Below are 26,585 nucleotides of genomic sequence, written 5' to 3'. Positions count from 1 at the left end.
TGGACGAGTGTCGTCAACCTTGGACCATCGACAGCGCACCCCGAAGTCTCCGGCGGTGCCCGCGGGACTGACGCAGGCGGACGCGAAACGAGCCCACGACCTGCGGCGGATGAAGATCGTGGCGACCGGCCTGCTGGTCGGCGCCGCGGTGATCTACTTCTGCATGCGCTGGCTCGAACACCGGGACGGAGCGGACGTGGCCGCGTGGGTCGGATTCGTCCGCGCCGCATCCGAGGCCGGAATGGTCGGTGCGTTGGCCGACTGGTTCGCGGTCACCGCGCTGTTCCGTCAGCCGCTCGGACTGCCGATTCCGCACACCGCGCTCATCCCGCGGAAGAAGGACCAGATCGGCGACCAGCTCGGCGGCTTCGTCCAGGAGAACTTCATGACCCGCGAGGTGATCGAGGATCGTGTCGCCTCGCTCGACCTGCCGCGCAGAGTCTCCACGTGGTTCGCCGACCCGGCGAACAAGCCGCGGGTGAACGACGAGGTCTCGAGGATCTTCAAGCTCTGCTCGGAGATGCTGCGCGACGAGGACGTCGAACGCCTCATACAGGCCGCCCTCAAATGGGCGGCGGAACCGCTGTGGGCACCGCCCGCCGGGCGCATCCTCGAGCAGCTCGTCGCCGAGAGCCGTCTCGAACCGGTGATCCAACTCGCCTGCGACCGCGCGCACGAGTGGGCGCTGGGCAGTCAGCCGCTCATCGACCGCGTGGTGGACCGCGACGGTCCGGCGTGGGCACCGCGCTTCGTGACCCATCTCGTCGGCGACCGGATCTACCGCGAACTGACCGAGTTCACCTACAAGGTCCGCGCCGATCCGCAGCATGAGCTGCGGATCGCCATGCACGATTTCGTCGAGGACTTCGCCCGGGAACTGCAGGAGGACGAGGCGACGATCGCCAAGTTCGAGAACCTCAAAGAGGAACTCCTCGGACGAGACGAGGTGACCGGAGCGGCGTCGACCGCGTGGCAGGCGGGCAAGGCGGTCATCGAGCAGATGCTCGACGACCCGGAGTCGACGCTGCGTACCTCGCTCTCCGACGCGGTGGTGCAGTTGGCGGAACGGATCCGCGACGACGAACCGCTGCAGGCCAAGCTCAACGGCTGGGCGGTGCGGGCGGCCCGTCATGTGGCCGACAACTACTCGGCGGAGATCATCTCGGTGATCACCGAGACGGTCCGGGGATGGGATGCCGCGGAGACCAGTCGCAAGATCGAACTGCAGGTCGGGCGTGATCTGCAATTCATCCGCATCAACGGCACGGTGGTCGGATCGCTGGCCGGCCTGGCCATTTACACGGTCTCGGTTCTGCTTTTCCCCTGACGCGCTTGCACTTGTTAGCGCCCGGTGCGGATAATGGAATCCGGGAGGCACGAGTTTCGTATGACATCCGAGCATGATCACCAGGACGGCCAGTCCGAGACGGGAACCGTCGAGGCCATGGCCACCGCTGCGCAGGACATCGGCGAGTTCATCCGCAGTCAGCGGCTGTCCGCCAAGGTCTCACTCCGGCAGCTGGCCGAGCGAGCGGGCGTCAGCAACCCGTACCTCTCTCAGATCGAGCGCGGGCTGCGCAAGCCGTCGGCCGACGTGCTCTCGCAGATCGCCAAGGGACTCCGCGTCTCCGCGGAAGTGCTCTACGTGCGCGCCGGAATCCTGGAGGCGCGGCCGGCGAGCCCGGTGCGCGACGCACTGCTCGCCGACAGTTCCATCAGCGAGCGGCAGAAGCAGATGCTGCTGGAGATCTACGATTCGTTCCGCCGAGAGAACGGAGCGAGCGAGCAGTCGGACGGAGCGTCCGCGGCCGGCACGGTCGACGTCCTCCGGGCCGATTCGGCCGAGCCGGCGCGTGATTAAGGTGGAGTCGTGAGCGCAGCGAGTTTCGTCATCTACGCCCAGCAGTACATCCTGCTGGCCATCACCGTCATCGCGGGCGTCACCGCGGCCGTGGCCCTGGTGCACGCCGCGATCACGCGACCCGACGCCTTCACCGCCGTCGACGCGCAGACGAAGACCTTCTGGGTGGCCGTCCTCGCGGTGTCGACGCTGCTGATCTGGCTGGTGCAGGCATCGCTCGGCTTCGGACTGATGTTCTTCCTCGCCGCGATCACCGCGGTCCTCGTCTACGTCGTCGACGTCCGGGTTCGGACCGACGAGATCCTGGGCCGCTCGTGGTTCCGGAAGAACGCGTAGGGACGCGGGGACCCCACCGGTGAGCGAATACCGCATCAACGACCTCGCGCAGGTCTCCGGAGTCAGCGTCCGGAACATCCGCGTCTATCAGGACCGGGGACTGCTCCCGCCGCCGACGATCCGTGGGCGCACCGGCTGGTACTCCGACGAGCACCTCGTCCGGCTCAACCTGATCTCACGCATGCTGGAACGCGGCTACACGTTCGCGACGATCAGCGAACTCCTGCACGCCGCGCATTACGGAATGAAGGTGGAGCACGTGCTGCGCGCGGCTCCGAAGGGCGGAAGGTTCCGCAACATCAAGCGGGCCGCCACCATCACCTTCACCGAATTGAAGAAGACGCTGGGCGCCGACGAGCGGTCGATCAATCTCAGTCAGAAGCTGGGACTGCTCACGAAGGACGGCGCCCACTACGCAATCCGCAATCCGGAGCTGCTCGAAGGCGCCGAAGTGCTGGTGAAGGGCGGCATCGACATCGATGACCTGCTCGATCGATGGATGCGAGTCGAGTCGGATCTGACCGATGTCGCTCGGAGCTTCGTATCCATCATCACCGACAAGTACTTCGACGAGAATCTGCCGAACCTCGGCGAGGAGAAGCTGGCGAAGATGGCCGAGCTGATCCAGACCGTTCGGCCGATGGCCCACGAGATCGTCGAGACCACCTTCAGCCGGGCTCTCGACAAGGAGATCTCGCGGGCGATCGGCGAGGCCAGTACCTATTTCGATGCGACGCAGCAGCAGTCTGCGCAGAGCAGCCGGGCGACCGGCGGCCAGACGGAGGTCGACGAATGACGACGAAGAACACATGGACGCGAGCGCGCCGTTGGGCGACGATCGGCGCGGTGGGCGCCGCTGGAGTGGCGGCTGCCGAACTGGCGGTCGCCGGCGGATTCATGGTCCGCGAGGTGTTCAAGTACCCCGATCCCGTTCAGGACGGCCCCGACCCGATGCTCGCTCCGCCGACGCACCCCATGCGGTCGTCGGTGGTCGGCACCCCGGACGGCACGCTGCTGCACGTGGTGGCCTCCGGTGACGTCGAGGACGCCGACGAGATCGTCGTGCTGATTCACGGCTGGACCTGCAACACCGGATTCTGGAACGCACAGTTCAACCACTTCGGCAGCGGCCGCCCGATGGTGGCCTACGACCAGCGCGGCCACGGCCTCTCGGAGATGGGAACGGCCGCGGCGACCATCGAGATGCTGGGTCAGGACCTGCAGGCGGTCCTCGAAGCGATGATCCCCGAGGGCAAGCGCGCGGTGCTGGTGGGACACAGCATGGGCGGCATGACGATCATGTCGTGGGCCAAGCAGTTCGGTGCGGGCATGGAGGACCGGGTCTCGGCCATCGTCCTGTGTTCCACGGCTGCACGCGGAGTGGTGCAGCGACAGCATCTGATCCCCGAGGACATGCCGGCCGTGGCCGGTCCGGGCAAGCGAGTGCTGGAGCGGACCTTCACCTCCTCTAGGCTGCCCCTGCCGAGCAACTCGTTGACCGAGAAGTTCTCCCACTATGTGACGACCGGTCCCGTCGCCCGCCAGGCCCACGTCGACTTCACCGACGAGATGATCGCTTCCTGCTCGCCGAAGGCGCGCGGTGCGTGGGGCTCGGCGATGTACTCGCTCGACGTGCTGTCCGGACTCGACAAGGTGACGGTCCCGACGGCGGTGGTCGTCGGCAGCGCCGACCTCCTGACGCCGGTGGAACACGCCCAGGAGATGGCCAAGGTGCTGAGCCGACGCGGTTTCCTGTACTCGTACAACGTGTACGAGGGTGCGGGACACATGGTTCCCTACGAGCGGTCCGCTGAGTTCGACGCACTGCTCGACGATCTGCTCTCCGGGGTCAGCGCGGCAACCGGCAGTTGACGAAGACGGGTTCGGGGTGCAGTTCGACGCCGAAGACGTCCCGCACCCCGTCCCGCACCCGCCCGGCGAGTTCGAGTAGATCCGCCGTGTCGGCGCCGCCGCGGTTGGTCAGCGCCAGCGTGTGCTTGGTCGACAGCCGGACGGGCGCTCCGTCGCCCGGGAAGCCCTTGGTGAAACCGGCGCGTTCGATCAGCCACCCCGCCGACAGCTTCACACCGGCGTCCGCCGGATAGCGGGGGACCGCGACGTCGGCGCCGACGTGCGCCGCGATGCGCTCGAGAATCGCCTCCACACGCTCTTCGGGAACGATCGGGTTGGTGAAGAACGATCCCGCGCTCCAGGTGTCGTGATCGGCGGGGTCGAGCACCATGCCCTTCGCGGCGCGGAGCCCGAGCACCCGGTCGCGCACGTCGCGGGCGCCGGCGGTGCCGCCCTCGTCCACGCCGAGCGTGCGGGCCAGTTCGCGGTACCGGATCGGCGCCGACACGCCGCCCGGATTGAGCCAGAACGAGACGGCCAGCACCACCTGATCGTGGCGGCCCTTCAAGTCGCTCGTCCGGTAGGCCAGGCCCAGTGTGTCGGGCGCGGCCCAGCGGATGCCTCCGGTGGCGCGGTCGAGCAATCGCACGCTCCGCAGAACGTCGGCGACCTCGACGCCGTAAGCGCCGACGTTCTGAACCGGTGTGGTGCCTGCGGCGCCGGGGATGCCCGAGAGGCACTCCAACCCGCCGAAGCCCGCGGCGACGGTGTCGGCGACCAGGGAGTCCCAATCGGTTCCGGCCTCAGCCGTCACGTACGGCCGTCCGTCCTCGTCTCCGTACTCGATTCCGGCGCTCGCGATGACGACCGCGGTGCCCTCGAAACCGTCGTCGCCGATCACGAGGTTGGAGCCGCCACCGATCAGCAACACCGGCTCGCGCCGGGCGTCGAGACCGGCGACCGTCGCGACCAGTGAGTCGGTCGTCTCGCACCGGACGACGGCGCGTGCGGGTCCACCCAGCCGCAGGGTGGTGAAGTCGGCCAAGAGGACGCTCGAGGCGTCGCGCACACGGGTGGTCTGCTGTGGGTCGGTCACGTCAGTAACGGTAACCTGGCTGCCATGTCGAGCAAGTTCGAGCATTCGGTCAGCTATCCGTTCTCCGTGTCCGCACTGTGGTCGCTGATCAGCACCGAACAGTACTGGCGGGACCTGGTGCAGGCGACCAACGCCGGGCACGGCTCGATCGAGTCGTTCGCACTCGACGGCGATCAGGTGACAGTGGTGAGCAAGCAGGGCGTCGGTGCGGAGAACCTGCCGTCCGTCGTGACCGCGGTCCGGCCCGGCGACCTGGAGATCCCGCGGACCAGCGTGTTCCGGCTGGCCGGCGAGCAGATCACCGGCTCGATGGAGGCGGCGGTCTCCGGTGCTCCGGCGAAGATCCACGGTGACATCGTCATCAGCGGGGACCCGGCGGTCGCGCGGTATTCCGGACAGGCCGATGTCTCGATCCCGTTCGTCGGCGGCAAGATCGAGAAGGCGATCATCGAGCAGGTCGGACTGCTGCTCGACGCCGAACGTGACGCATCCGTCGAATTTCGGCAGGGTTGAATCTGACGTTACGCTGTCCCACATGGCACGACGGCTCAGCTACTCAGCTCGGTACCCGCACTCGGCCGAGAAGATCTACCAGGCACTGTCGCAGAAGAAGTACTGGGAAGATCTCATGGTCGAGTTCCGCGAGCTGACCCCGATCTCGAACGTCGAGGAGTTCGAGACCGGTGACGACGGGATCCGCGTGGTCCTGCAGCAGACCATCACGCGGGACATGCTGCCGCCCATCGCCCAGACCGTCATGCTCAAGGACATGATGATCACGCGCACGGAGAACTACGGCGTGTTCGATCCGGTGAACACCGACGGCAGCTACAGCGCGTCCATCCCGGCCGGTCCGGGTTCGCTCACCGGGCGTCAGGAACTGTTCCCGACCGACACCGGGTGCACCATCCGCAAGACGACCGAGGTGAAGGTGTACATCCCGTTCGTCAACGCCAAGCTCGAACAGCTGATGCTGGTGAATCTGGTGGACCTGTTCCGCGGCGAAGCCGAGTTCACGTCGACCTGGGTCGAGGACAACCTCGCGTGAGAGGCGCCGGCCTCGCGGCCGGACGACCCAGCGGGCGCATCACCCGCGGTACCACGAACATCAATCGGCTCCGTCGCGTCGACCGCGCGATGGCCGCCGACCCCCGTGTCCGTGCCGCCTGCGACGTTCCGCGGCCGCTGGCCGTCGACCTCGGATACGGCGGCCGCCCCGACACCGCGGTGGAGATGGCGATCCGGCTGCGCCGGGTGATACCCGACCTGGACCTCGTCGGCCTGGAGATCGACCCCGCCCGGATCGTGGAACCGCGTCACGGGGTGCGCTTCGCGCTCGGCGGCTTCGAACTCGCGGGTATGCGGCCGCATCTGGTTCGGGCGTTCAACGTGCTCAGGCAGTACGGCGAGGACGAGGTGCATGCGGCGTGGGCGCAGATGCGGAGCGCGCTGGCCCCGGGCGGCCTGATCGTGGAGGGCACCTGCGACGAGATCGGCCGCCGATGCTGCTGGATCCTCCTCGACCGCGACGGACCGATCGAACTGACTCTCGCGTGGTCGCCCGCACACACCCGCCGCCCGTCGGAGCTGGCCGAACGGCTGCCGAAGGCACTGATCCACCGCAACGTGGACGGTGAGGCGATCCATCGGCTCCTGGAGACCGCCGATCAGTGCTGGGACCGGGCGGCCGGGCGCGAGGTCTTCGGCCCGCGCGACCGCTTGCGGTACGCGCGTGACATGCTCCGGGACTCGGGGGTTGACGTCCGCGTGCCTCGCGGCCGTCGCGTGGACAACCTGCTGACCGTGCCGTGGGGCGCCGTCGCTCCCGCTTGACCTGACGAGTTCCGCACGCGGCGGAAGCCCCGAGGCCACGCGCTGCGACTGTCGTCCGTTCGGTCGGGTTTCCCGAAGATGTCGGAGTTCGCCGATACGCTTCCGGCATGTCCACAGATGGCCGGCCGGATGACCCCGCACGGAATGACCCCGCACGGAATGACACCGCACAGACTGCGCCCGACGTCGATCACTACGCCGAGACGATGTCGCGGCCGGTGCCCGACCCTCCGTCGGTGCCGCCGCTGCGGGAGCCGACCAGAACCTACGACACCCCCGGTCTCGAGGACCCGTACCGCTCGGGTCCGCACTACGCCGGCCCCGCATCCTCGGGACCGCTCTACGCTCCGACGCAGTATCCGAGCGGCCCGTATCCGCCGCCCGGCTACGGACCGGCACCGGCCGGCGGGGCGGGCCGTGCGGTCCTTCTCGGTCTGGCGATCGCCTGCGTGATAGGTCTGGCGGTGGCCGCCGTCGTCGTCTGGATGAAGGTCGTGAACGCCCCCGACGAGAAGACCGCGGACCCGGCCCCGACGGTCGTCACGCAGGCGCCTCCCACGCACACCGTGACATCGGTGGTGGCCGATCCGGAGACCGATGCCGCCGGGCGCCTGCGCGATCAGGCGACGGCCGACGCCGCCGATTTCCGCGGTGCCCTCGCCGATCGCTGGGCTGCGCAGATCAGTGCGAAGCGCCCGGGCCTGTACGCCGACGGCCGTACTTGGGACAACCAGACCATCCTGGCGGAGTTCGAGTCGTCTCGGTCCCGGTACCCGCAGGTGCGGCTGCTCGACTCGAGTGAGTGGCCGGTGTTCTCCGAAAGCGGCTGGTGGGTGACGGTGTCGGCCCAGGGCTTCGCGAGCGCGGACGACGCACTGGCCTGGTGCCGCGGAAACGGGCTCGACAAGGACCACTGCTTCGCCAAGCTCATCAGCAGCAGCCGCGGGCCGGAGGGATCTACGCTTTATCAGAAGTGATGTTCTCGTGCCCGAGGGAGACTGCATGCGACTGGCGATGGCCCAGATGAGTTCCACCGACAGCCCGGACGCCAATCTGGAGATCGTGCTCGACGGCGTGCGGGACGCCTCCGCGGCCGGAGCCGACCTGGTGGTGTTTCCAGAAGCGGCCATGTGCCGGTTCGGAGTCTCCCTCCGCGATGTGGCGCAGTCACTCGACGGCCCGTGGGCATCGGCGGTCGCGGCCGCCGCGGACGCTCACGGAGTCGCGGTGGCGGCGGGGATGTTCACGCCCGCGCCCGACGGCCGGATCCGCAACACGGTCCTGGTGGCACGACCCGGACGCGCACCCCTCGCTTACGACAAGATCCACCTGTACGACGCCTTCGGCTTCGCCGAGTCGCGGACCGTGGCGCCGGGACACCGGCCGCTCGTCTTCGACGTCGGTGACTGCACGGTCGGCGTCGCCACCTGCTACGACATCCGGTTTCCCGCGCTGTTCACCGAACTCGCCCGACGCGGAGCACAGATGATCGTGGTCCCCACGTCGTGGGGTTCGGGACCCGGCAAACTCGAGCAGTGGGAGATCCTGACTCGCGCTCGGGCGCTGGACTCCACCGCCTACGTCGCGGGCGTCGGTCAGGCCGAACCCTCCGACCCCGCCATCAGAGACTCCTTGGCTCCCACCGGGATAGGTCATAGCCGACTCTCAGATCCATTCGGTAGCGTGATCGCCGACTATGACTCCGCGGTGCAGATGGGTGTCCATGACATCGATCTCGCCCTGACAGACAAGGCGCGCAGCGCGTTGGCCGTGCTGGCCAATGCCCGTGACATTCCCCGCCTGGATCGGACGAACCCGCATGACTGACTCTCCGCGCTCGTCGCATTCCTCCGACGACGAAGCCTCCGACGAGGCCGCCGTCGGCGAATCCGAGACCCGGGAGCACGTCGCTCCGGAGTCGGATGCGGCGGGGGAGCCCGCCCAGGCCGCGGGGTCCGACGAGTCCACAGGGTCCGAGGAGCCCGCGGCGACGGGCAAGCACAGCGTCCCGGACACCGACGGCGCTCTTCCCGACGACACCCCGACCGGGGAAGTCATCACCGGGCCGATCCGCTACACCTCGGACCCGGCCACGCACGCCTACTCGGAGTCCGGCAAGCCGCCGACCAAGCAGATGGACGCACTCGACTCGGGGGCGTTCACGCCGGTCGCGGCAGCTCCGCCGCCGCCACCGCCGTCGTCCGGTGCGCCGGTGATGTCGTCGCCGTCGGCCAAGCGCGGACGCGGCCGGACGATCGGCCTCATCGTGGCCGCCGTGGTACTGCTCGTGGTGATCGCCGGCGTCGGATCCGAACTCTACGTCCGGCACAAGGTCACCAGCTGTCTGCAGACCTCCTTCGAGAACCTGACCGGAACCGGAACCGACGTCTCGGTGTCTCGGCGACCGATGCTCATGTCGGTGGTCGACGGCGACGTCCCGTGGGTCCAGGTAGACACCACCGGTGGCGGCGACTCCACCATGCAACTGCACGCCCGGGCCGAGGGGATCAGCACCGACGGCGGCACCGTGCAGTCGCTGCAGGGCAACGGGTTCCTTCCCTACGAGCGCATTCAGACGATGAGCCAGGAGGGCCAGAACGGCAGCCCGACCATCGAGTCCATCAGCGCCGATCCGTCTGCGGGGACCATCAAGATCTCCACGACGGTCAACATCACGATCATCCCGATCCCCGCCACCGTGACGCTCAAGCCGGTGGTGAAGGACGGTGCGGTCTCGTTCGAGGTGAAGGACGCGACGGCGCTGATGTTCGGTCTCCCGTCCGACTTCGCTCAGCCGATCGTCGATCAGGTCACCGCGGCGATGTTCGGTCCGCTGTTCAAGCAGATCCACGTCACCAAGCTCGACGTCGGCAAGTCAGGCATCGACTTCGCCTTCGCCGGCGACGATGTGAACCTGAAGTCGGCCGCGGAGTCGACCAACGCGTCCAGCGGTTCCGGAGGCTGCGCGGTCTAGCTGTACTGACCCGACAGGTTGGGTACGCGGTCGGCGGGTGAGTTGCCTCGGAGTGCGGTGTGGCCGCGTTCGTGATTGTAGATGCGAAGGAACTCGGGGAAGGCCGCGACGCGTTCGGTTTCACTGAGGTAGGGACGGGCGTAGGCCCATTCCTCCTGCAGGGTCCGGTTGAATCGTTCGACCTTGCCGTTGGTTTGCGGCCGGTACGGTCTGGTCCACTTGTGCTTGATCTTGTTGTCGTGCAACAAGTCCCGAAATATGCGGGACCGGTAACACGACCCGTTGTCGGTCATCACTCGCGCGGTGGTGACACCGATCGAGGCGAAGTGCGCCAACGCCCGAGTCATGAACGCGGTCGCGGTTTCCTTCTTCTCATCAGCGAGGATCTCGGAGTAGGCGTAGCGGGAGTGGTCGTCGACGGCGTGATGCAGATACGCGTACCCCAGGTTGGGGCGGCCAGCAACTTTGCGGGTTCGTCCAGGCTCGCGGTGGGCACTGGAGTTGCGGGTGCCCTGGGCGCGGCCGTGTACGCGATGTCCACCGCCGTCGGGGATTCTGCCGAGCTTTTTGATGTCGACGTGGATCAAGTCTCCGGGCGCTTGGTGTTCGTACCGGCGAATCTCGCGTCTGCGGGCACGTACCGGCGCCCCGGTTGCCGGGTCGATCCACGACAGTCGTAGGCAGCCGTAGCGGGTGAGGATGCGGTGCACCGTGGAGACGTTCAACCCCAGGTGGTATCCGATCCGGGCTGGCCCCCAGCGGCGGGAGACGCGTAACCCGACGACCCGGCGTTCCCGGCGCCGGCTGGTGCGATGCGGACACGATCGGGGCCGGCTGGACCGATCACCCATTCCGGCCGGCCCGTGGTCGCGGTAGCGATCCGCCCATCGCTTGGCCGTGGTGACTGACACGTTGAACCGGTCAGCTGCGCGGCGCAGTGGCCACCGGTCGTCCACAACACACCGAGCCAGACGCAACCGGCCAGTCGGGGACAGCGGTGAATTACGGTGGGACATGAAGACCTCCGGGTTGAGGAGCGGTTCTTAGACAGCTCCACACCTCACTCGGAGGTCTTCCCTATGTCACGTCGACTCGCCGAACTCTGTACCTAACGTTCCGGGTCAGTACATCTAGCCGTGCCGCTCGGCAGCCGTACTGCCGCGGCCTACTCGGCGAAGCCGTCCAGCACCGCGCGGGTGCCCGACAGCCCGAGGCGATTCGCGCCCGCGGCGATGAGATCGGCGGCTGCTGCCGCCGTGCGGATGCCGCCGCTGGCTTTGACACCGACGCCGTCGCCGACTGTCGCTCGCATCAACTCGACCGCGCGGACGCTCGCACCGCCCGCCGGATGGAAACCGGTCGAGGTCTTGACGAAGTCGGCGCCCGCTTCGACGGCGCGCCGGCAGACCTGCACGAGACAGTCGTCGCCGACCGCGTCGAGCAGGACCGCGGACTCGACGATCACCTTGAGCACCCGGTCGCGGCCGATCGCCTCGCGGACGGTCAGGACGTCCGCGAAGACCTCGTCGTACCGGCCGTCGACCGCGGCGCCGACGTCGATCACCATGTCGATCTCATCCGCACCGGAATCCACAGCGAGGCGTGCCTCGGATGCCTTCACCAGCGAGTGATGCTTGCCCGACGGGAATCCCGCCACGACGCAGGTGCGCGCGGACCCGGTGTCGATGGGCAGCATCGACGGTGACAGGCAGATCGAGTACACGCTGAGCTCCAGACCGTCGATGATGGTGGCCTGCGCATCGGCCCGGGTCGCTTCGGGCTTCAGCAGCGTGTGGTCGACCATCGCTGCGACATCCGCTCGGGTCAGGTTGGTGTTCGTCACGGAATCGAGCTTGGCACACTGAGAACTGTGAGCAACTCGCAGATCTCCTCCGGCGACGACCGTCGCTTCGTCCTGACCCTCGGCTGCCCCGACCGCACCGGCATCGTCGCGGCCCTCTCCGGCTTCCTCGCCGGCGTTGGCGGGTGGATCACCGAGGCGGCGTACCACTCGGATCAGACCACCGGCTGGTTCTTCACCCGGCAGGCCGTCCGTGCCGATTCGATCGGGATGCCGGTGGAGGAGTTCCGCAGCCGTTTCGCCGAGGTGGCCGCGATGTTCGGGCCCGAGGCCGAATGGCAGGTGTCCGACACCGGTGCCGAGAAATCAGTGGTGCTGCTGGTCAGCAAGGATAGTCACTGTCTCACCGATCTCCTGTCCCGTGCCGAGCGCGGCGAGTTCCCGGCTCGGGTCAGTGCGGTGGTCGGAAATCATCGGGACCTGGAGACCATGACCACGCGATTCGGTGTTCCGTTCCACCACGTGCCCTTTCCCGCCGGTGGCAAGGAAGAAGCGTTCGCGGACGTGCGGGCGATCGTCGACGGTTACGACCCCGACGCGATCGTGCTCGCGCGCTTCATGCAGATCCTGCCCGCCGACCTGTGCGAAGCCTGGGCCGGCAAGGCCATCAACATCCACCACAGTTTCCTGCCGAGCTTCGTGGGGGCCCGGCCGTATCATCAGGCGTTCGACCGCGGGGTGAAGCTGATCGGCGCCACCTGCCACTACGTCACCGCCGATCTCGACGCCGGCCCGATCATCGAGCAGGACGTCAGCCGGATCAACCACGAGTACTCTGCGGCCGACATGGTGCGTCAGGGCCGAGACATCGAGACGCTCGTGCTCGCCCGCGGCGTACGCTGGCACCTGGAGCACCGCGTTCTGGTGCACGACCGCAAGACGGTCGTCTTCCAGTAGTCCGCGACTCCCGGTGCCTACCCGGTCTTGATGTTGCGGCGCGAGGTGGCCTGATCGCGGGGGCGGACGACGATCTGGTCGAGGTCGACGTGCGACGGCCGGGACGCGGTGAAGGACACGATTTCGGCGATGTCCTCGGCGACCATCGGCGTCAGCCCCTCGTACACCGACTCGGCCTTCGCGGCGTCGCCGCCGAAGCGGACGAGGGAGAACTCGGTCTCGACCATCCCGGGGCAGATCTCGGTCAGCCGGATGGGCTTGCCGAGCAGTTCCAGGCGCAGTGTCCGGTGCAGGACGCCCTGCGCGTGCTTCGCAGAGGTGTAACCCGCGCCGTTGTCGTACGCTTCGAGTGCCGCGGTGGAGGTGATCGTGATGATGAGACCGTCGCCCGATGCCTCGATCTTCGGAAGCAGGGCCTTGGTGACGCGCAGTGTGCCGACCACGTTGGTCTCCCACATCCAGCGCCAGTCCTCGAGGTCCGCCTCCGCCACCGGGGCCAGGCCCTTGGCACCGCCCGCATTGTTGACCAGGACGTCCACGCGGTCGAGCGTCGCGGCGAAGCGTTCCACCGAGGCGGCGTCGGTGACGTCGAGGTACCTGGCGCGGCCGCCGATCTCCTGGGCGAGCGCGTCGATGCGGTCGACGCGCCGCGCGCCCAGCACCACGGTGTAGCCATCGCGGGCCAGGCTGCGCGCCGTCGCCGCACCGATACCCGAACTCGCCCCCGTGACGACCGCGATCTTGCCCTTGCTGCTGGAACTCTCGGAGCTAGTCATGGCATCGAGTCTAGTGGCGGCGGGTGCCGGCGATGCCCGGAGTCCGCGGGCCCCGAACTCGTCTGCTGATAGGTTCGACGCATGACCATCGCCGGCGTGGTGGCCGCGCCACTTCGTTTCGGATCCGGCCCTGCCGCCGCCGTTCTCAACGCTGTCCGTATCAGTGCTCCGGCGACCCGGGACCGACTTGTCGCCGACACCGGGCTCTCGGCCGCCACCGTCAACCGGCAGGTGAACGCACTCCTGGAGGCGGGCCTGGTGATCGAGCGACCCGATCTGCTCGGGCACAGCGGAGTCGGACGGCCCAAGCTGCCACTGACCCTGGACCCCGACCGGTTCTGCGTCGCGGGCATGCACATCGGTGCCCGCCGGACGGCGCTCGTCATCGCCGACGTCGGAGGCCGCACGCTGTACAGTCACGCGATCCGTACGAAGGAACTCGCGAACGCCGACGCCGCGTCGGCCGTCGATAGATTGTGCGAACTGCTCGCCGAACTCGCGGGGCGCTTCTCCGGTCGGCGGGTCCTCTGGGCGGGCGCAGCGCTCGGTGGGGTGGTCGACGACGCCACCGGCCTCGTCGACCACACGATCCTGCGCTGGCATCGGCAGCCGCTGGGGGAGCGTCTGCACGCGGCCCTCGGCGTGCCGGTGTCGGTGGCCGAACACGTTCAGGCGATGGCGGCCGCGGAATTACTGTTGGCGTCGACCGTTCAGCGCAGCGGATCGAGCCTGTTCTTCTACGCCCGTGAGACGGTCGGCATGGCCCTGATCATCGACGGCGAAGTACACCAGCCCGCGCACGGCGCGGGGACCATCGCCGGGCTCCGGGTGGAACCGGGGGTGCTGGCCGTCGAGCCGGTGGCGCCGTTGCAGTCGGTGATCGGCACGGCGGCGGTCAAGGCCGCGGCCGCCCGGCTGGACGTGGACGAGTCGGCCGGCGTGGTCGCCGACGATCGCGCGCGTGTGCTCGGCGAGGCGGTGGCGATGATGCGTGATGTGTTGAATCCCGATGCGATCACGGTGGCCGGCGACGCCTTCTCGGCCCATCCGCACGGGCTGGCTCCGGTGCAGGCGGCGTTCGACGCGGCCAGCCTGTTGCCGAGACCGCTGGAGATCGTCCCGACCTGCTTCGGGGTGCACGTACCCGAGGCGGCGGCCGTGGCCGTGGCGCTCTCCGCGGTGTACGCCGATCCACTGGGTGTCGTCGGCGGCTGAATTCATCCGGCTCGTCGAGTAGGCCGTATCGAGACTGCCTGTCTGGGGTTTCGACTCGCTGTGCTCGCTCAACGGGCCTGATGGGTCGCTCGGTGGTCTGTTTCAGGGTTGTCGAGTAGGCCTGTGAGCGTAGCGAGCATGCCGTATCGAGACCGCCTGTGCGGGGTTTCGACTCGCTGCGCTCGCTCAACGAGCCTGGGGGTCGCTCGGTAGCTGTTTCAGGGTTGCCGTATCGAGACTGCCTGTTTGGGGTTTCGACTCGCTGCGCTTGCTCAACGGGCCTGAGGGGTCGCTCGGTGGTCTGTTTGAGGGTTGTCGAGTAGGCGTGTGAGCGTAGCGAGCATGCTGTATCGAGACTGCCTGTTTGGGGTTTCGACTCGCTGCGCTCGCTCAACAAGCCTGGAGGGTCGCTCAGTGAGCCTTCGCACGACCGTCAGCGGCGCAGAGCGGCCACGGTCTCCAGGACTGTCGCGACCCCGTTCGGATCCGCAACGCGGAAGTGCGCCGCCGTCGGGCCGTCTCCGACCTTGACTCCCACATCGTCCGGACCGAGGCGCGCGAAGGCCTTCTCGTCGGTCACGTCGTCGCCGAGGTAGAGCACGGCGTCCACCTCGAGCGCTGCGCGCAGGCGGTCGAGGGCGTGTCCTTTACTGGTCTCGATCACCGCGAGTTCGATGACCGCTTTGCCGTGGGTCACCTGCACCCCGTCCCACGACGCCGGACCGGACTCGGCGAGAGCGAGCGCGGCGTCGGCGTCGGCGGGGGAGGCGTTGCGCACATGAAGGGTGGTGCTGACCGGCTTCACCTCCACCGAGGTGCCGGGGAACCGGGCACTCAGACCGCGGAACTCGGCGACGATCCGCCGCAGCAGTTCGCGTTGCCCGTCGGTGACCGGATCGTCGAAGCCTTCGGCGAACTCGGCGCCGTGGCTGCCGACCAGCGTGATGTTCTCACTCGCACCGGAGAGCGCGCGCAGGTCGGCGCGGGCCCGGCCGGACACCAGTGCCGCCGCGGTCCGCGGCGCCGCGGCGCACTGCTCCAGCGCGGCCATCGAGCGCGGTTCGGGGACGGCGTCCTCGGGCCGCGCCACGATGGGTGAGACGCACCCGTCGTAGTCGGAGGCGACGAGCACCCGCGGACGGGCGGCGAACGCTTCGAGCGCGGCCCGAAGGGCGTCGTCGAGCATCGTCTCGGTCATGCGTCGGCGGCGAGGGTGTCGAGGAAGCTGGTGGCCCACAGATCCACGTCGTTGGTCATCACCTGATCGTGGAGGATGCGCATCCGCTCACGGCGGGCCTCGGCGGCATCGGTGACGGCGGCCTCGATCGCGTCGTCGACGTCGCGGTCGTCGTACGGATTCAGCAGGTAGGCCTCGCCGAGTTCGGCTGCGGCGCCGGTGAACTCGCTCAGGACGAGGGCGCCGCCGAGATCCGCGCGCGCGGCGAGGTACTCCTTGGCGACAAGGTTCATCCCATCGCGCATCGGGGTCACGAGCATGACGTCGGCCGCGCGGAAATAGGCGAGCAACTCGTCGCGGGCCACCGGCTGCAGCAGGTAGCGGATCGGCGGGCGCGCGACGGTCCCGTATTTGCCGTTGAGGTGACCGACCATCTGCTCGATGCGATTGCGCATGTCGATGTAACTGTCGACGCGCTCGCGGCTGGGGCTGGCGAGCTGCACCATCACCGTCTTCGCGGGATCGAGCCGGCCGGAAGCGAACAGCCGCTCCAGCGAGGCCAGCCGGACGTCGATTCCCTTGGTGTAATCGAGCCGGTCGACGCCGAGCAGCAGCACCTCGGGGTCACCGAGTTCGGCGCGGATCGCGACCGCGCGGTCGGCGGCGGCCGTGGCCTGCGCCGCCACATCGGCCGAATCGATGGAGATGGGGAACGAGCCGACCTTGACGGTGCGGCCGTCGTACTCCACCGCTCCGAAATCCTCCCGCGCGGTGATCGGGCCGTTCGAGGTGCGAGTGCCGAGGAGCCGGCGCGCGAGTGTCAGGAAGTTCTCGGCGCCTCCGGGCAGGTGGAAGCCGAGCAGATCGGCGCCCAGCAGGCCCTCGAGAAGATCGGTGCGCCAGGGGAGCTGGCTGAACAGCTCGGTCGGCGGGAAGGGGATGTGCAGGAAGAACCCGATCCGCAGGTCGGGACGCGTCTCGCGCAGCATCGCGGGGACCAGGAGCAGCTGATAGTCCTGAACCCAGACCATCGCATTCGGGGCCGCAGCACTCGCGGCGGTCTCCGCGAACCGGCGGTTCACCCGGACGTACGCCTCCCACCAGTCATGCCGATACTCGGGCTTGACGAGTAGATCGTGGAACAGCGGCCACAGAGTGGCGTTCGAGAACCCCTCGTAGTAGTCCTCGACCTCTGCGGCGCTCAGCGGCACCGGGTGGATGTCGATGCCCTCGACGTCGGGCTTCTCCTCGGGGGACCCGTCCTGCGACGCGCTGCCCGACCACCCCACCCAGGCGCCCGACCGGGTCTCCAGGGTGGGGGTCAGTGCCGTCACGAGTCCGCCCGGCGAACGCTTCCAGACCACGGAGCCGTCGGGCCGAACCTTCTTGTCGACCGGAAGACGATTTGCGACGACGACGAAATCCGCACCCGTCGCAGGGTGCCCGGGGGCCGTCATCCGCGTCAGGCGGACTCGCCGGGAGCGATTCCGAGCATCGACAGCAGCATGCGGCATTCGTCGGCGTCGGTGGCGTAAGCGGCCACCACGCGGCGGGCCTTGTGTGCGGTCTCGTCGGTCACCGGCTCCAGTTCGTCATCGGCGATGTCGTCGGTCGTCTTAGCTGCCATGGCCGGGATTCTACCCGAGCCGATCAGCGGTGCCGGTCGGCGTTCGCGACGATCGCATCCCGTACGTACCGGGCCAGTCCGGGCTCGATCTCCTCGTACGACGCGGTGAACCGCGGGTCGCTCACGTACATCTCGCCGAGGCAGGTGTGGAACTCGTGGCTGCACTCGTAGAAGCGCTCGTCGATGTGCTTGCGCGCCCGTTCTGCGGCGTCCATGGCGGCCGTGCTGTCGGCGGGTTCGCCCGCCCGCATGGCCGCGGCGAACGCCGCGTGGATCGCGTCGGTCTCCGCCTTGATCTGTTCCCAGTCCGCCTTGGTGTAGTCGCGAGTGCGGCGGGCCGACTGCTTCCACGCGTCGGTCTGCCCCCACCGCTCCTCGGCTTCGGCCTGGTACTCGTCGCGGAATCCGTCGCCGAAGATCTCTCGCATCTCTTCGGCGGTCGCTGGTCGTTGCTGCATCTGCGTCTCCATCGCTCGATCGATGGCTGCGACGAGTTCGGTCAACTCGCCCAGCCTGGACACGACGGCCTCGCGTCGCCTGCGCAGGTGATCGACGGGGTCGTCGTCGCCGTCGAGCAGTGCCGCGATCTCGTCCAGCGGCATCTCCAGCCGCCGGTAGAGGACGATGCGCCAGAGACGGTCGAGGTCCGCCTCGGTGTAGAGGCGGTAGCCGGCTCCGGTGCGCTTGGCGGGCGACAGCAGTCCGATCCGGTCGTAGTGGTGCAGAGTGCGCACCGTGACTCCGGTCAGATCGGCCAGACGTCCCACCGTCCAGGTGGTCGTCCCCGTGCCGTCGGCCCCGTTCGTCGCCGTCATGGATTCCAGCGTGGAGGCTTACGTCGCGTGAGGGTCAAGCCGTGCGGCCGGCCGTCGCGCAGCGCGTCGCGTTGGCGCGCCAGCGCCGCGGGCAGCCGGGGCCGTTTGAGCGTGCGTGCGATGAACTCGCCGAGGGTGACTCCGGCGGCGATGGAGCAGCCGACCGCGATGGCTGTGGCCAGCTCGCCGAAGCCGGCCAGCGTCTCGCCGCTCATCACACCGTAGAGACCGCGGTACATCGCCAGACCGGGCAGCAGCGGGGTGATGCCGGCGACGGCGACCACGAGTGGCGGGACGAGGGCTCGACGAGCGGCGAGACCACCGATGAGGCCGACGACGATCGCGGCGACCGCACCCGAGACGATGGCTCCCGCGTCCGTGAGCGAGAGCCCGCTGATCACCCCGGAGGCCAGCACGCCCGCGCCGAGCGCGACCGGGATCGCGCGACGCTCGGCGTAGCTGGCGAGTGCGAAGGCGCCCGCGGCTATCGCTCCGCCGATCACCGTTGCGGCCACGTCCGACGGTCCGAACGGAGACGTCGTCGTCAGGCCCGGCAGACTCCCGCCCAGCGCCTCGACCAGCCGGATCGCCATGGCCACGCCCGCCAGGATCCCGCCGGTCATCAGCACGACCTCGGAGAATCGGGCGGTGCCGGTGATCGGCGCCCCGGTGATCGCGTCCTGCACCGATCCGACCAGCGACAGTCCCGACAACAGCGCCACGATCCCCGCCGCGATGATCTGCGACGGCGCGAAACTCACGTCGAGCGCCTCGCGCCAGTGGTACAGGCCGGCCGCGGGGAGCACGGCGATGAACCCGCCGAGCATCTGCTGGAAGAAGATCGGGGTTCCGATGCGGGCCAGCCGCCGGTTGAGAGCGACGATGACGACGGTGGTCAGGAAAGCCGTCAGCACCACCAGCGTGGTACCGCCGAGAAGGATCGAGATACCCAGCGCCAGAACGCCCCAGGCCAGATTCGCGAGCCAGTACGGGTAGGGGTGAGGGGCGCTGACGATACCGTCGACGATCCGGTGCGCCGTTCCGGGGGTGATGGCCAGCTGCCGGATGCGCCGCACCAGGCGGTCGACGTGCGCGAGCCGGGTGAAGTCGAGCGACCGGTAGTGGACCGTGCGCACGGTGGTGACCGGCGGCAGCGTGGGGCCCCGCCGGGCACTCACCAGGATGCGGTTGAACGTGACGTCCACGACGACGTCCTCGAGACCGTAAATACTTGCGACGAAAGCGATCTGGTTACCGGTGTCGATGGCGCCGGTACCCGAGTCGAGGAGCACCGCGCCGATACGTGCGGCGAGATCGAGGACTTCGGTGATCGCGGCCTCGTCGTCGAGCGGGATCGGTTTGCGGGGTGCGACGACGATGCTGCCCGGCTCGATCGTGTCGATCGTGGCCGTGGCGTCGCCGAGAATCTTGTCGAGTCCCTGACGGAACATCGCTTTCACACGCACCCTGCCTCCTCACAGGTCAGTCGCGGAGGCGGTCCGGTGGGGCCGCCGCCTTCGATCGTGGCATCGCACGCACCGGCCCGCGAGGGTTGTCCCGCGGAGGTGCCCGAGGTAAGTCGTCGGCCCGGGGACCGGGCGTTACTGGTTCGCGGTGTGACCCTATATACTTCCGCCGCAGGCCTCCTTAGCTCAGTGGTAGAGCACTCGCCTTGTAAGCGAGCGGTCGTCAGTTCAATCCTGACAGGGGGCTCCGCCGCGGGCCTGACGCATCCGATGCGTCGGGCCCGCTCCACTCTCCCGGCGGTGCGGTCCTCAGAGGAGGACCAGCAGATCGGTCCGCAGGTCGTCGTGTGCGACGACGCTGGGATCGGTCACGTAGATCTCGACCACCGCGCGGGGCACCGCACCCCCTTTGGCGAAATGGGTCTCCATGAGCAGCTCCCACGCCGACCCGAGACCGTCGAAGCCGCCGAGGTGCGACATCACCAGGGCGCGGCCGGTGGGGAAGGTCCCGTTGTCGATGCCCTCGAGGTCGGTGGGCTCGGCTACGGGGAAACCGATCGTGACGTCGAACTCGTCGGTGACGTCGCCCTCGTAGACGGCGAAGCCCGGTCCGATCGGCCGAGCCTGCGCCAGCAGGTGGAAATGGCCGTCGAAGATCTCCGGCAGGTCGTCCATGCGGACCTCGGGAAATTCCATGGTCACCACCCGCACCGCGTCCGGCAGGGACACCTCGGTGGCTTCGAAGAACGGCTCCTCGCGCAGGATCAGGGGCAGTGAACTGGTCATGAATCCATGCTACGGCCGCGCGGCCCGGAGTCGGCACATGCTGCACACCGGTCCATCGCCCGGCAAGATGGAGGCGTGACTGACACCGTTCACGTCGTCGACACTGTCTACGGTCCGCTGCGGGGCACCAGCACACCATCGGCCGACCTGTGGCTGGGAGTCGCGTACGCGGCTCGTCCGACCGGGCCGCGACGCTGGCTGCACGCGCAGCCGCCCCGTGAGCGCAGCGAGGTCATCGACGCCCGCAATTTCGGCCCGGTGTGCCCGCAGCCGGTGATGCAGGTGATCGATCTCGGGCCGGAGGCCTTCGCCAACGAGGACTGCCTGTATCTGAATGTCGGGACGCCGCGCGGTGTGGCCGGCACCGACGCACGCCTGCCGGTGATGGTGTGGGTCCACGGCGGCGCCTACCTCTGCGGATCGGGGTCGCAGCCGCTGTACGACCCGGGGTCCCTGGTGCGGTCGTCCGTCACCCGCGGGACACCGACGATCATCGTCACCCTCAACTACCGGATGGGCGCGTTCGGGTTCGCCGATCTGCGTCATCTCTCGTCCGGCGACGAGACCTTCCAGGCCAATTGCGGTCTCTCGGACGTGCTCGCCGCGCTGGGCTGGGTGCGCGACAACATCGAGCGTTTCGGCGGAGATCCGGGCAACGTCACGCTGTTCGGCGAATCGGCCGGCGCCGGTGTGGTGACCACGTTGCTGGCCTCGCCCGCGGCGAAGGGACTGTTCCATCGGGCGATCGCCCAGAGTTCCCCGGCCACCACCGTGTACGACGCCGAGCGTGCCGAGCGCTACGCGAACATGCTGCTGGCCGAGCTCCCGCCCGAGTACGTGCGGCCGAGCGAACTGCGCCGGACGCCCGCGCTGGATCTGGTGAACGCGTCGTCGGCGATCTTCAACCTGGTGCCCAACCGGTTCCCCGGCACCATCGCGTTCGCCCCCGTGGTGGACGGCGATCTGGTGCCGCTGGATCCGATGGAGGCCATCGTCTCGGGTGAGGCGCACCGCGTCCCGCTGCTCATCGGAACCAACCGGCACGAGACCTCGCTGTTCCGCTGGATGTCGACGCCGCTGCTTCCGGTGAAGAACGACGGTGTGGACGCGATGTTCACCCTGATCGGCACCGAGCGGCCGACGCTGCGCGTCCCCGAACCCGACCGCCTCGACTCCTCCTACCGTCACGTGCCCTCGGGAGTGCGCAGCATGGCCATCTCCCGCGACATCGGATTCCGGATGCCCGCGGTGTGGATCGCGGAGTCGCACGCCCAGGTGGCGCCGGTGTACCTGTACCGATTCGACTGGGCGACACCGCTCCTCCGCGTCCTCGGCTACGGCGCCGCGCACGCCACCGAGGTGCCGTACGTGTGGGGCAACCCGGCGTCGAGCCGGCGTGATCCGATGTACGCGCTCGGCGGACGGGCCACCGGCGAGAAGGTGCGGCACCGGATGCAGTACCGCTGGCTCGGTTTCGCCGCGGACGGCTACCCGAACACCGGGGAGGACGGCGACGCGCTCTGGGAGGCGTACGTGCCGCAGCGCCACAGTTCGCTGTTGATCGGCGGCACCGAGGACACCTCGGTGACCGGACTGGACGACAGCACGCTGCGCGCGTGGGGCGACGAGGTGCTGAGCTTCCGATGACCGAACCCGAGTACTTCCGGTCCGCGACCCTGCACGACGGCGGATTCGCCTACGGCGCACAGACGGCGCCCGGAGCGCTGATCTTCACCGCGGGAATCTCGCCACTCGACGCCGACGGCGCGATCGTGGGCGCGAACGACCCCGAGGCGCAGGTCCGCCGCGCCGTCGAGTGTCTCGACGTCCTGCTCGCGGAGCGGGGCGCCGCGCGATCGGGAATCGTGAAACTGACCGTCTACGTCGCGGCCGCCGGTGCCGACGAGCTCGGCGCCGTGTGGCTCGCGCTGGACACCGCGTTCGACGCGACTCCGCCGTCGATAGTCCTCGGGGTGTCGGCGCTGCCCTACCCGGGGCAGCGGGTCGAGATCGAGGCGGTCGTCGCGGTCTCGGGCGGCCACATCCCGCACGCCCCGGTCGAGCGGGGCTCGGTGTGACCGCCCGACCGCGCGTCGGCGACGGTCAGCGGCGCGCTCGGCTGCTGCGTCGTCATCTGCTGGACGGCTCCGCCGGACACCGGGTCACCGAGGTCGCCGACGCCGTCATCGGACTTCATGCCACCGTGCCGTCGACGGTCCACCTGGCGGCGTGGGCCCGGGGTGCGGCGCCCGACCCGCAGACGGTGGAGACCGCGCTGTACGACGAGCGCTCGGTGGTCAAACAGCTCGTGATGCGCCGGACGCTGTTCGTGATGACCCGGCCGGTGCTCGCCGAGGCGGTCGGCGCGATCGGGCCCCGGGTGGCAGCTTCGGAACGGACGAACATGCTTCGCGATCTGCGTCGCGACGACGGCCCGGACCATCCGGAGGCGTGGATCGAGCGGGCGCGCGAGGCGATTCTCGCGGAGCTCTCCGACGGGGCCGCCCTTTCGGCACCGGAGTTGCGGAGACGGTTGCCGGAGTTCGACATCGAGATCATGCGCGACCACGGCAAGTCGTACGGCGGACCGTCGCCGATGCTGCCCCGAATGCTCAACCATCTGGCTGCACGGGGAGAGGTGGTGCGCGGCCCGAACGCCGCCGACTGGCACCGCTCGCGGCCGTCGTGGACGTCGATGTCGTCGTGGCTGGGGGCGCCCCTGCCGCATGTCGACGAGGCGGCGGGGCACGTCGCACTGGTGGAGCGGTGGCTGCGCCGGTACGGTCCGGGCACCGAAGCCGATCTGGTGTGGTGGCTCGGCACCACCAAGACCGCGGTGCGCGCCGCACTGGCATCGCTGCCGGTGACCGAGGTGGAACTGGACTCGAGTGCCACGGGCTATCTGATGTCCGACGATCTCGCGGAGGTGGAGCCGGTGCCGCCGCGGGCACTGCTGCTGCCCGGCCTGGACCCGGCCACCATGGGCTGGCGGGAGCGCGACTTCTATCTTGGATCCCACGGTCCGGAGTTGTTCGACCGCACCGGCAACGGAGGACAGACGGCCTGGTGGGACGGGCGGATCGTCGGCGGCTGGGTGCTGACCGAACAGGGGGTGAGGGTGGTTCCGCTCGAAGACCTTCCCGCCGAGGCCCGCGACGCGCTCGCCGAGCGGGCCGACGAGCTCACCCGGTGGCTGGGGGACGATCGGCCGGCGCCGGGATTCCCGTCGCCGCTGATGCGGCAGCACGGCCGGGCGCGACCCTCACAGTGATCTCCCAGGTTCTTGCCAGTCGGACCGCCGGAGGGGCAGGCAAGCTGGAACCATGACTTCTGCTGACAAACCCGCCAAGGTCCTCGTCGTCGACGATGAGGAGAACATCAGGGAACTGCTGTCGGTGTCGTTGAAATTCCAGGGATACGAGGTCGTCGCCGCCGCCGACGGACCGCGCGCGCTCGACGTCGTCCGTACCTTCAAGCCGGACGTGCTGGTCCTCGATGTGATGATGCCGGGGATGGACGGGTTCGGCCTGCTCCGGCGCCTGCGGGCCGACGGTGTGGACGCCCCGGCCCTGTTCCTCTCGGCCCGGGACTCGGTGGAGGACAAGGTGAACGGACTCACGATCGGCGGCGACGACTACGTCACCAAGCCGTTCAGCCTCGAGGAGGTGGTGGCGCGGCTGGCCGTTCTGCTGCGGCGCAGCGGCTTCGGCGAAGGCGAGGCGCAACCGACTCGAATCGTCTTCTCCGATCTGGAACTCGACGACGAGACGCACGAGGTGTTCAAGAACGGTGAACTGGTCTCGCTCTCACCGACCGAGTTCACCCTGCTCCGGTACTTCATGGTCAACGCCGGGACCGTGCTGTCGAAGCCGCGGATCCTCGACCACGTGTGGAGCTACGACTTCGGCGGTGACGTGAACGTCGTCGAATCGTACGTCTCCTACCTGCGCCGCAAGATCGACACCGGGCCCAAGCGGCTCATCCACACGCTGCGCGGCGTGGGATACGTGATGCGTGAGCCCCGCGAATGACGATGAATCCGCCCGGCGTCGGCCCCGCTCCGCAACCGCCCGGCCCACCCCCTCCGCATCCGCACCTGCCGCACCGTGGCGGGCGCCGCGGTGTGCCGCTGCGGATCTCGCTGGTGGTGCTGACCGCCGTCCTCGTCGCCCTCGGTCTGGTGTTCTCCGGTTTCGCGGTCACCTCGGCGATGCGCGGCAACCTCATCTCGCGTACCGACGCCGGGCTGGACGACGCCGTCAACGGCTGGGCCCGGCCCCGCGATCTCTCCACCGACCACCGGACCGGCCCGCCCGGCCCCAAGCGCCCGCCGTCGCAGTACTACGTGTCCACGGAACTGCCGACCGGAATGACCCTGACGATCAGCGACTTCTCGTCGAGCCCGGACCTGAGTTCACTGCCCGACGGCGACGCGGCGCCGACGACCGTCGACTCCGCCGGCCCGGGGCCGCAGTGGAGGGTCATCAAGCGGCAGTCGGACTTCGGGTCCACGGTGGTGGCGATCCCGCTCACCGACGTCCAGGAGACGATGAACCGTCTCATCTGGCTGCAGGTGGGGATCGGCGCCGTCGTGGTGATCGTGATCGGCGTGCTCAGCTCGCTGCTCGTACGGTCGAGCCTGCGCCCGCTGCGCCGAGTGGAGGAGACCGCGCACGCGATCGCGGGAGGCGACCTGCACCGGCGAGTCGCCGAAGCCCCGGAGAACACCGAGGTGGGCAGTCTGGGCCGGTCGGTGAACGCCATGCTGACGCAGATCCAGGCGGCCTTCGCGGCGACTGCCCGATCCGAGCAGCAGGCCCGGCGGTCGGAGGAGAAGATGCGCCGGTTCGTCGCCGACGCATCGCATGAGCTGCGGACACCGCTCACGTCCATCAAGGGGTTCTCCGAGCTGCTCTCGATGGGCGCGGTGGACTCCGGCGACGCGGTCCGCCGGATCTCGTCGGAGGCCGACCGGATGAGCCTGCTCGTGGAGGACCTGCTGATCCTCGCGCGGCTCGACGCCCAGCGCCCGCTGAACCGCGGCGAGGTGGAGATCGTGCCGTTGGTGGCCGACGCCGTCGAAGGGGCGCGGGCCGGCGCGCCCGGATCGGACATCGCCTTCGACGTTCCGTCCGCCACCGGCGATCCGGTGGTGGTCGGCGACGTCGCCCGGCTGACACAGGTGGTGCGCAATCTGGTCGGGAACGCCGTCGCCCACGCGGGGCCGGACGCGCACATCCGGGTGGTCGTGGAATCGTCGCCGTCGGACGTGCGGGTCACGGTGGTCGACGACGGACCGGGAATGACATCCGAGGACGCCGAGCATGTCTTCGAGCGCTTCTACCGGGGCGATCACTCCCGCCACCGGGAGGTCCCGGGGGCCGGGAACGGACTCGGCCTCTCGATCGTGGCGGCGCTCGTCGACGCGCACGGCGGCCGGGTCGGGGTCGACACCGCACCGGGCGAGGGCGCGCGATTCTGGTTCATCCTGCCCCGGATCGACACCGCGGGATTCGCCGGCGCCGCCGGAACCGACGAGCCGGACCACCCGCCTGCGGAGGTCTGAGGCTCGTCCTACACTCGGTTCATGCCTTCGGTCTTCACGCACATCATCAACGGCGATCTGCCGGGCCGCTTCGTTTGGAAGGACGGCGTCTCGGTCGGCTTCATGACCATCGCGCCGGTCACTCCGGGGCACGTGCTGGTGGTGCCGCGCAAGGAGATCGATCACTGGGAGCAGATCGACACGCCCACGTTCACGCATATGACCGACGTCTCGCAGAAGATCGGCCGAGCGGTCAAGGACGCCTTCGACGCCCCGCGGATGGGCATGCTGATCGCCGGTCTGGAAGTGCCGCACCTGCACATCCACGTGTTCCCGGCGCACTCGCTGGAGTCGTTCGATCTGACCAAGGCCGACCAGAATCCCTCGCCGGAGTCACTCGACGACGCCGCCGAGCGGATTCGCGTCAGCCTGCGCGCGCTCGGCTACGGGGAGAACGTCCCGGACTGAG

At 68.8% G+C, this 26,585-nt stretch carries 29 protein-coding genes and 1 tRNA gene; 20 read left to right on the top strand and 10 right to left on the bottom strand.

The annotated features are described in order from the left end of the window. Window positions 1-109 precede the first annotated feature (109 nt). Genes ACZ5QD_RS11560 through ACZ5QD_RS11540 form a run of 5 tightly spaced genes read left to right on the top strand, consistent with a single transcriptional unit; the run spans window position 110 to window position 4,069 of the window. Window positions 110-1,327 (top strand): DUF445 domain-containing protein, encoded by a 1,218-nt coding sequence (locus tag ACZ5QD_RS11560; protein ID WP_260868403.1) that lies wholly within the window; start codon window positions 110-112, stop codon window positions 1,325-1,327. A gap of 60 nt (window positions 1,328-1,387) precedes the next feature. Then, window positions 1,388-1,861 carry a helix-turn-helix domain-containing protein gene (locus ACZ5QD_RS11555; protein WP_006897350.1) on the top strand — a complete coding sequence of 158 codons (474 nt, stop codon included), beginning with the start codon at window positions 1,388-1,390 and terminating at the stop codon, window positions 1,859-1,861. 9 nt (window positions 1,862-1,870) lie between these two features. Then, entirely contained in the window at window positions 1,871-2,197 is a 327-nt protein-coding gene (locus ACZ5QD_RS11550; RefSeq protein WP_006897349.1) for a DUF2516 family protein, read from the top strand. Between the two features lie 19 nt (window positions 2,198-2,216). Then, entirely contained in the window at window positions 2,217-2,993 is a 777-nt protein-coding gene (locus ACZ5QD_RS11545) for a MerR family transcriptional regulator (RefSeq protein ID WP_006897348.1), read from the top strand. After that, window positions 2,990-4,069 carry an alpha/beta fold hydrolase gene (locus ACZ5QD_RS11540; RefSeq protein WP_222111006.1) on the top strand — a complete coding sequence of 360 codons (1,080 nt, stop codon included), beginning with the start codon at window positions 2,990-2,992 and terminating at the stop codon, window positions 4,067-4,069. The genes ACZ5QD_RS11545 and ACZ5QD_RS11540 overlap by 4 nt, the downstream gene beginning before the upstream one ends. Here ACZ5QD_RS11540 and ACZ5QD_RS11535 read toward each other — a convergent pair. After that, window positions 4,047-5,144 carry a UDP-N-acetylmuramate dehydrogenase gene (locus ACZ5QD_RS11535; protein WP_464366762.1) on the bottom strand — a complete coding sequence of 366 codons (1,098 nt, stop codon included), beginning with the start codon at window positions 5,142-5,144 and terminating at the stop codon, window positions 4,047-4,049. The genes ACZ5QD_RS11540 and ACZ5QD_RS11535 overlap by 23 nt on opposite strands. Before the next feature lie 24 nt (window positions 5,145-5,168). Between ACZ5QD_RS11535 and ACZ5QD_RS11530 the strand changes: the two genes are divergently transcribed. From ACZ5QD_RS11530 to ACZ5QD_RS11505, 6 genes are all read left to right on the top strand, one after another. Further along, a complete protein-coding gene (locus ACZ5QD_RS11530) occupies window positions 5,169-5,657 on the top strand; it encodes a DUF2505 domain-containing protein (protein ID WP_006897345.1) in 489 nt (162 codons plus the stop codon). A gap of 22 nt (window positions 5,658-5,679) precedes the next feature. Further along, the gene (locus ACZ5QD_RS11525) at window positions 5,680-6,192 is read left to right on the top strand and encodes a DUF2505 domain-containing protein (RefSeq protein ID WP_006897344.1); all 513 of its coding nucleotides are present in this window, start codon (window positions 5,680-5,682) and stop codon (window positions 6,190-6,192) included. Further along, on the top strand, window positions 6,189-6,977 hold the full coding sequence (locus ACZ5QD_RS11520; protein WP_464366761.1) for a class I SAM-dependent methyltransferase: 789 nt from the start codon (window positions 6,189-6,191) through the stop codon (window positions 6,975-6,977). The genes ACZ5QD_RS11525 and ACZ5QD_RS11520 overlap by 4 nt, the downstream gene beginning before the upstream one ends. A gap of 107 nt (window positions 6,978-7,084) precedes the next feature. Next, window positions 7,085-7,954 (top strand): hypothetical protein, encoded by an 870-nt coding sequence (locus ACZ5QD_RS11515; RefSeq protein WP_375003596.1) that lies wholly within the window; start codon window positions 7,085-7,087, stop codon window positions 7,952-7,954. Window positions 7,955-7,979: 25 nt separating this feature from the next. After that, the gene (locus ACZ5QD_RS11510; RefSeq protein ID WP_039867769.1) at window positions 7,980-8,804 is read left to right on the top strand and encodes a carbon-nitrogen hydrolase family protein; all 825 of its coding nucleotides are present in this window, start codon (window positions 7,980-7,982) and stop codon (window positions 8,802-8,804) included. Next, complete coding sequence (locus tag ACZ5QD_RS11505) at window positions 8,797-9,951, top strand: LmeA family phospholipid-binding protein (protein ID WP_464366760.1); 1,155 nt, start codon at window positions 8,797-8,799, stop codon at window positions 9,949-9,951. Before ACZ5QD_RS11510 ends, ACZ5QD_RS11505 begins: the two co-directional genes overlap by 8 nt. Here the strand turns inward: ACZ5QD_RS11505 and ACZ5QD_RS11500 are convergent. Then, window positions 9,948-10,967, bottom strand: coding sequence for an IS481 family transposase (locus ACZ5QD_RS11500; RefSeq protein ID WP_168699674.1), 1,020 nt, complete (start codon window positions 10,965-10,967; stop codon window positions 9,948-9,950). The two genes, ACZ5QD_RS11505 and ACZ5QD_RS11500, sit on opposite strands and share 4 nt — an antisense overlap. 149 nt (window positions 10,968-11,116) lie before the next feature. Further along, window positions 11,117-11,794, bottom strand: a complete 678-nt coding sequence (deoC, locus tag ACZ5QD_RS11495; RefSeq protein WP_062366030.1) for a deoxyribose-phosphate aldolase — start codon at window positions 11,792-11,794, stop codon at window positions 11,117-11,119. A 27-nt stretch (window positions 11,795-11,821) separates the two neighbouring features. Here deoC and purU point away from each other — a divergent pair, with 27 nt between their 5' ends. Next, window positions 11,822-12,709 (top strand): formyltetrahydrofolate deformylase, encoded by an 888-nt coding sequence (gene purU / locus ACZ5QD_RS11490; protein ID WP_006897338.1) that lies wholly within the window; start codon window positions 11,822-11,824, stop codon window positions 12,707-12,709. Window positions 12,710-12,726: 17 nt separating this feature from the next. On the opposite strand, the gene ACZ5QD_RS11485 is transcribed toward purU, so the two are convergent. Next, entirely contained in the window at window positions 12,727-13,485 is a 759-nt protein-coding gene (locus ACZ5QD_RS11485) for an SDR family oxidoreductase (RefSeq protein WP_006897337.1), read from the bottom strand. A gap of 81 nt (window positions 13,486-13,566) precedes the next feature. Between ACZ5QD_RS11485 and ACZ5QD_RS11480 the strand changes: the two genes are divergently transcribed. Continuing rightward, window positions 13,567-14,700 (top strand): ROK family transcriptional regulator, encoded by a 1,134-nt coding sequence (locus tag ACZ5QD_RS11480; RefSeq protein WP_006897336.1) that lies wholly within the window; start codon window positions 13,567-13,569, stop codon window positions 14,698-14,700. 433 nt (window positions 14,701-15,133) lie between these two features. On the opposite strand, the gene otsB is transcribed toward ACZ5QD_RS11480, so the two are convergent. From otsB to ACZ5QD_RS11455, 5 genes are read right to left on the bottom strand one after another with little or no spacing between them, the layout of a single operon-like run. Further along, window positions 15,134-15,898, bottom strand: a complete 765-nt coding sequence (otsB, locus tag ACZ5QD_RS11475; RefSeq protein ID WP_006897335.1) for a trehalose-phosphatase — start codon at window positions 15,896-15,898, stop codon at window positions 15,134-15,136. Continuing rightward, complete coding sequence (locus tag ACZ5QD_RS11470; protein WP_464366759.1) at window positions 15,895-17,334, bottom strand: alpha,alpha-trehalose-phosphate synthase (UDP-forming); 1,440 nt, start codon at window positions 17,332-17,334, stop codon at window positions 15,895-15,897. The genes otsB and ACZ5QD_RS11470 overlap by 4 nt, the downstream gene beginning before the upstream one ends. Window positions 17,335-17,339: 5 nt before the next feature. Continuing rightward, complete coding sequence (locus ACZ5QD_RS11465; RefSeq protein WP_006897333.1) at window positions 17,340-17,504, bottom strand: hypothetical protein; 165 nt, start codon at window positions 17,502-17,504, stop codon at window positions 17,340-17,342. A 23-nt stretch (window positions 17,505-17,527) separates the two neighbouring features. Next, window positions 17,528-18,319, bottom strand: coding sequence for a MerR family transcriptional regulator (locus ACZ5QD_RS11460; protein ID WP_464366758.1), 792 nt, complete (start codon window positions 18,317-18,319; stop codon window positions 17,528-17,530). Then, window positions 18,316-19,779 carry a threonine/serine exporter family protein gene (locus tag ACZ5QD_RS11455; protein WP_039867752.1) on the bottom strand — a complete coding sequence of 488 codons (1,464 nt, stop codon included), beginning with the start codon at window positions 19,777-19,779 and terminating at the stop codon, window positions 18,316-18,318. Before ACZ5QD_RS11455 ends, ACZ5QD_RS11460 begins: the two co-directional genes overlap by 4 nt. A 181-nt stretch (window positions 19,780-19,960) precedes the next feature. Between ACZ5QD_RS11455 and ACZ5QD_RS11450 the strand changes: the two genes are divergently transcribed. Continuing rightward, window positions 19,961-20,032 (top strand) — tRNA-Thr (locus ACZ5QD_RS11450). Between the two features lie 62 nt (window positions 20,033-20,094). Here ACZ5QD_RS11450 and ACZ5QD_RS11445 read toward each other — a convergent pair. Next, window positions 20,095-20,571, bottom strand: coding sequence for a GyrI-like domain-containing protein (locus ACZ5QD_RS11445; protein WP_006897330.1), 477 nt, complete (start codon window positions 20,569-20,571; stop codon window positions 20,095-20,097). A 75-nt stretch (window positions 20,572-20,646) separates the two neighbouring features. Between ACZ5QD_RS11445 and ACZ5QD_RS11440 the strand changes: the two genes are divergently transcribed. The 6 genes from ACZ5QD_RS11440 to ACZ5QD_RS11415 are packed head-to-tail and all read left to right on the top strand — an operon-like array spanning window position 20,647 to window position 26,584. Then, entirely contained in the window at window positions 20,647-22,218 is a 1,572-nt protein-coding gene (locus ACZ5QD_RS11440) for a carboxylesterase/lipase family protein (RefSeq protein ID WP_464366757.1), read from the top strand. Beyond that, complete coding sequence (locus ACZ5QD_RS11435; protein ID WP_006897328.1) at window positions 22,215-22,649, top strand: RidA family protein; 435 nt, start codon at window positions 22,215-22,217, stop codon at window positions 22,647-22,649. Before ACZ5QD_RS11440 ends, ACZ5QD_RS11435 begins: the two co-directional genes overlap by 4 nt. Then, window positions 22,646-23,842 carry a winged helix DNA-binding domain-containing protein gene (locus ACZ5QD_RS11430; RefSeq protein WP_346077340.1) on the top strand — a complete coding sequence of 399 codons (1,197 nt, stop codon included), beginning with the start codon at window positions 22,646-22,648 and terminating at the stop codon, window positions 23,840-23,842. Before ACZ5QD_RS11435 ends, ACZ5QD_RS11430 begins: the two co-directional genes overlap by 4 nt. A 52-nt stretch (window positions 23,843-23,894) precedes the next feature. Beyond that, window positions 23,895-24,602: a response regulator transcription factor gene (locus ACZ5QD_RS11425; protein ID WP_346077341.1), complete on the top strand. Its 708-nt coding sequence runs from the start codon at window positions 23,895-23,897 to the stop codon at window positions 24,600-24,602. Next, the gene (locus ACZ5QD_RS11420; RefSeq protein WP_082084040.1) at window positions 24,599-26,137 is read left to right on the top strand and encodes a sensor histidine kinase; all 1,539 of its coding nucleotides are present in this window, start codon (window positions 24,599-24,601) and stop codon (window positions 26,135-26,137) included. Before ACZ5QD_RS11425 ends, ACZ5QD_RS11420 begins: the two co-directional genes overlap by 4 nt. Before the next feature lie 21 nt (window positions 26,138-26,158). After that, window positions 26,159-26,584, top strand: a complete 426-nt coding sequence (locus tag ACZ5QD_RS11415; RefSeq protein ID WP_006897324.1) for an HIT family protein — start codon at window positions 26,159-26,161, stop codon at window positions 26,582-26,584. The last annotated feature ends 1 nt before the right edge of the window (window position 26,585 follow it).

The sequence above is a fragment of the Gordonia sp. J1A genome, assembly GCF_055393515.1.
The sequence above is the reverse complement of the archived record's forward strand: the minus strand, read 5'-3'. Positions and strand labels throughout refer to the sequence as shown.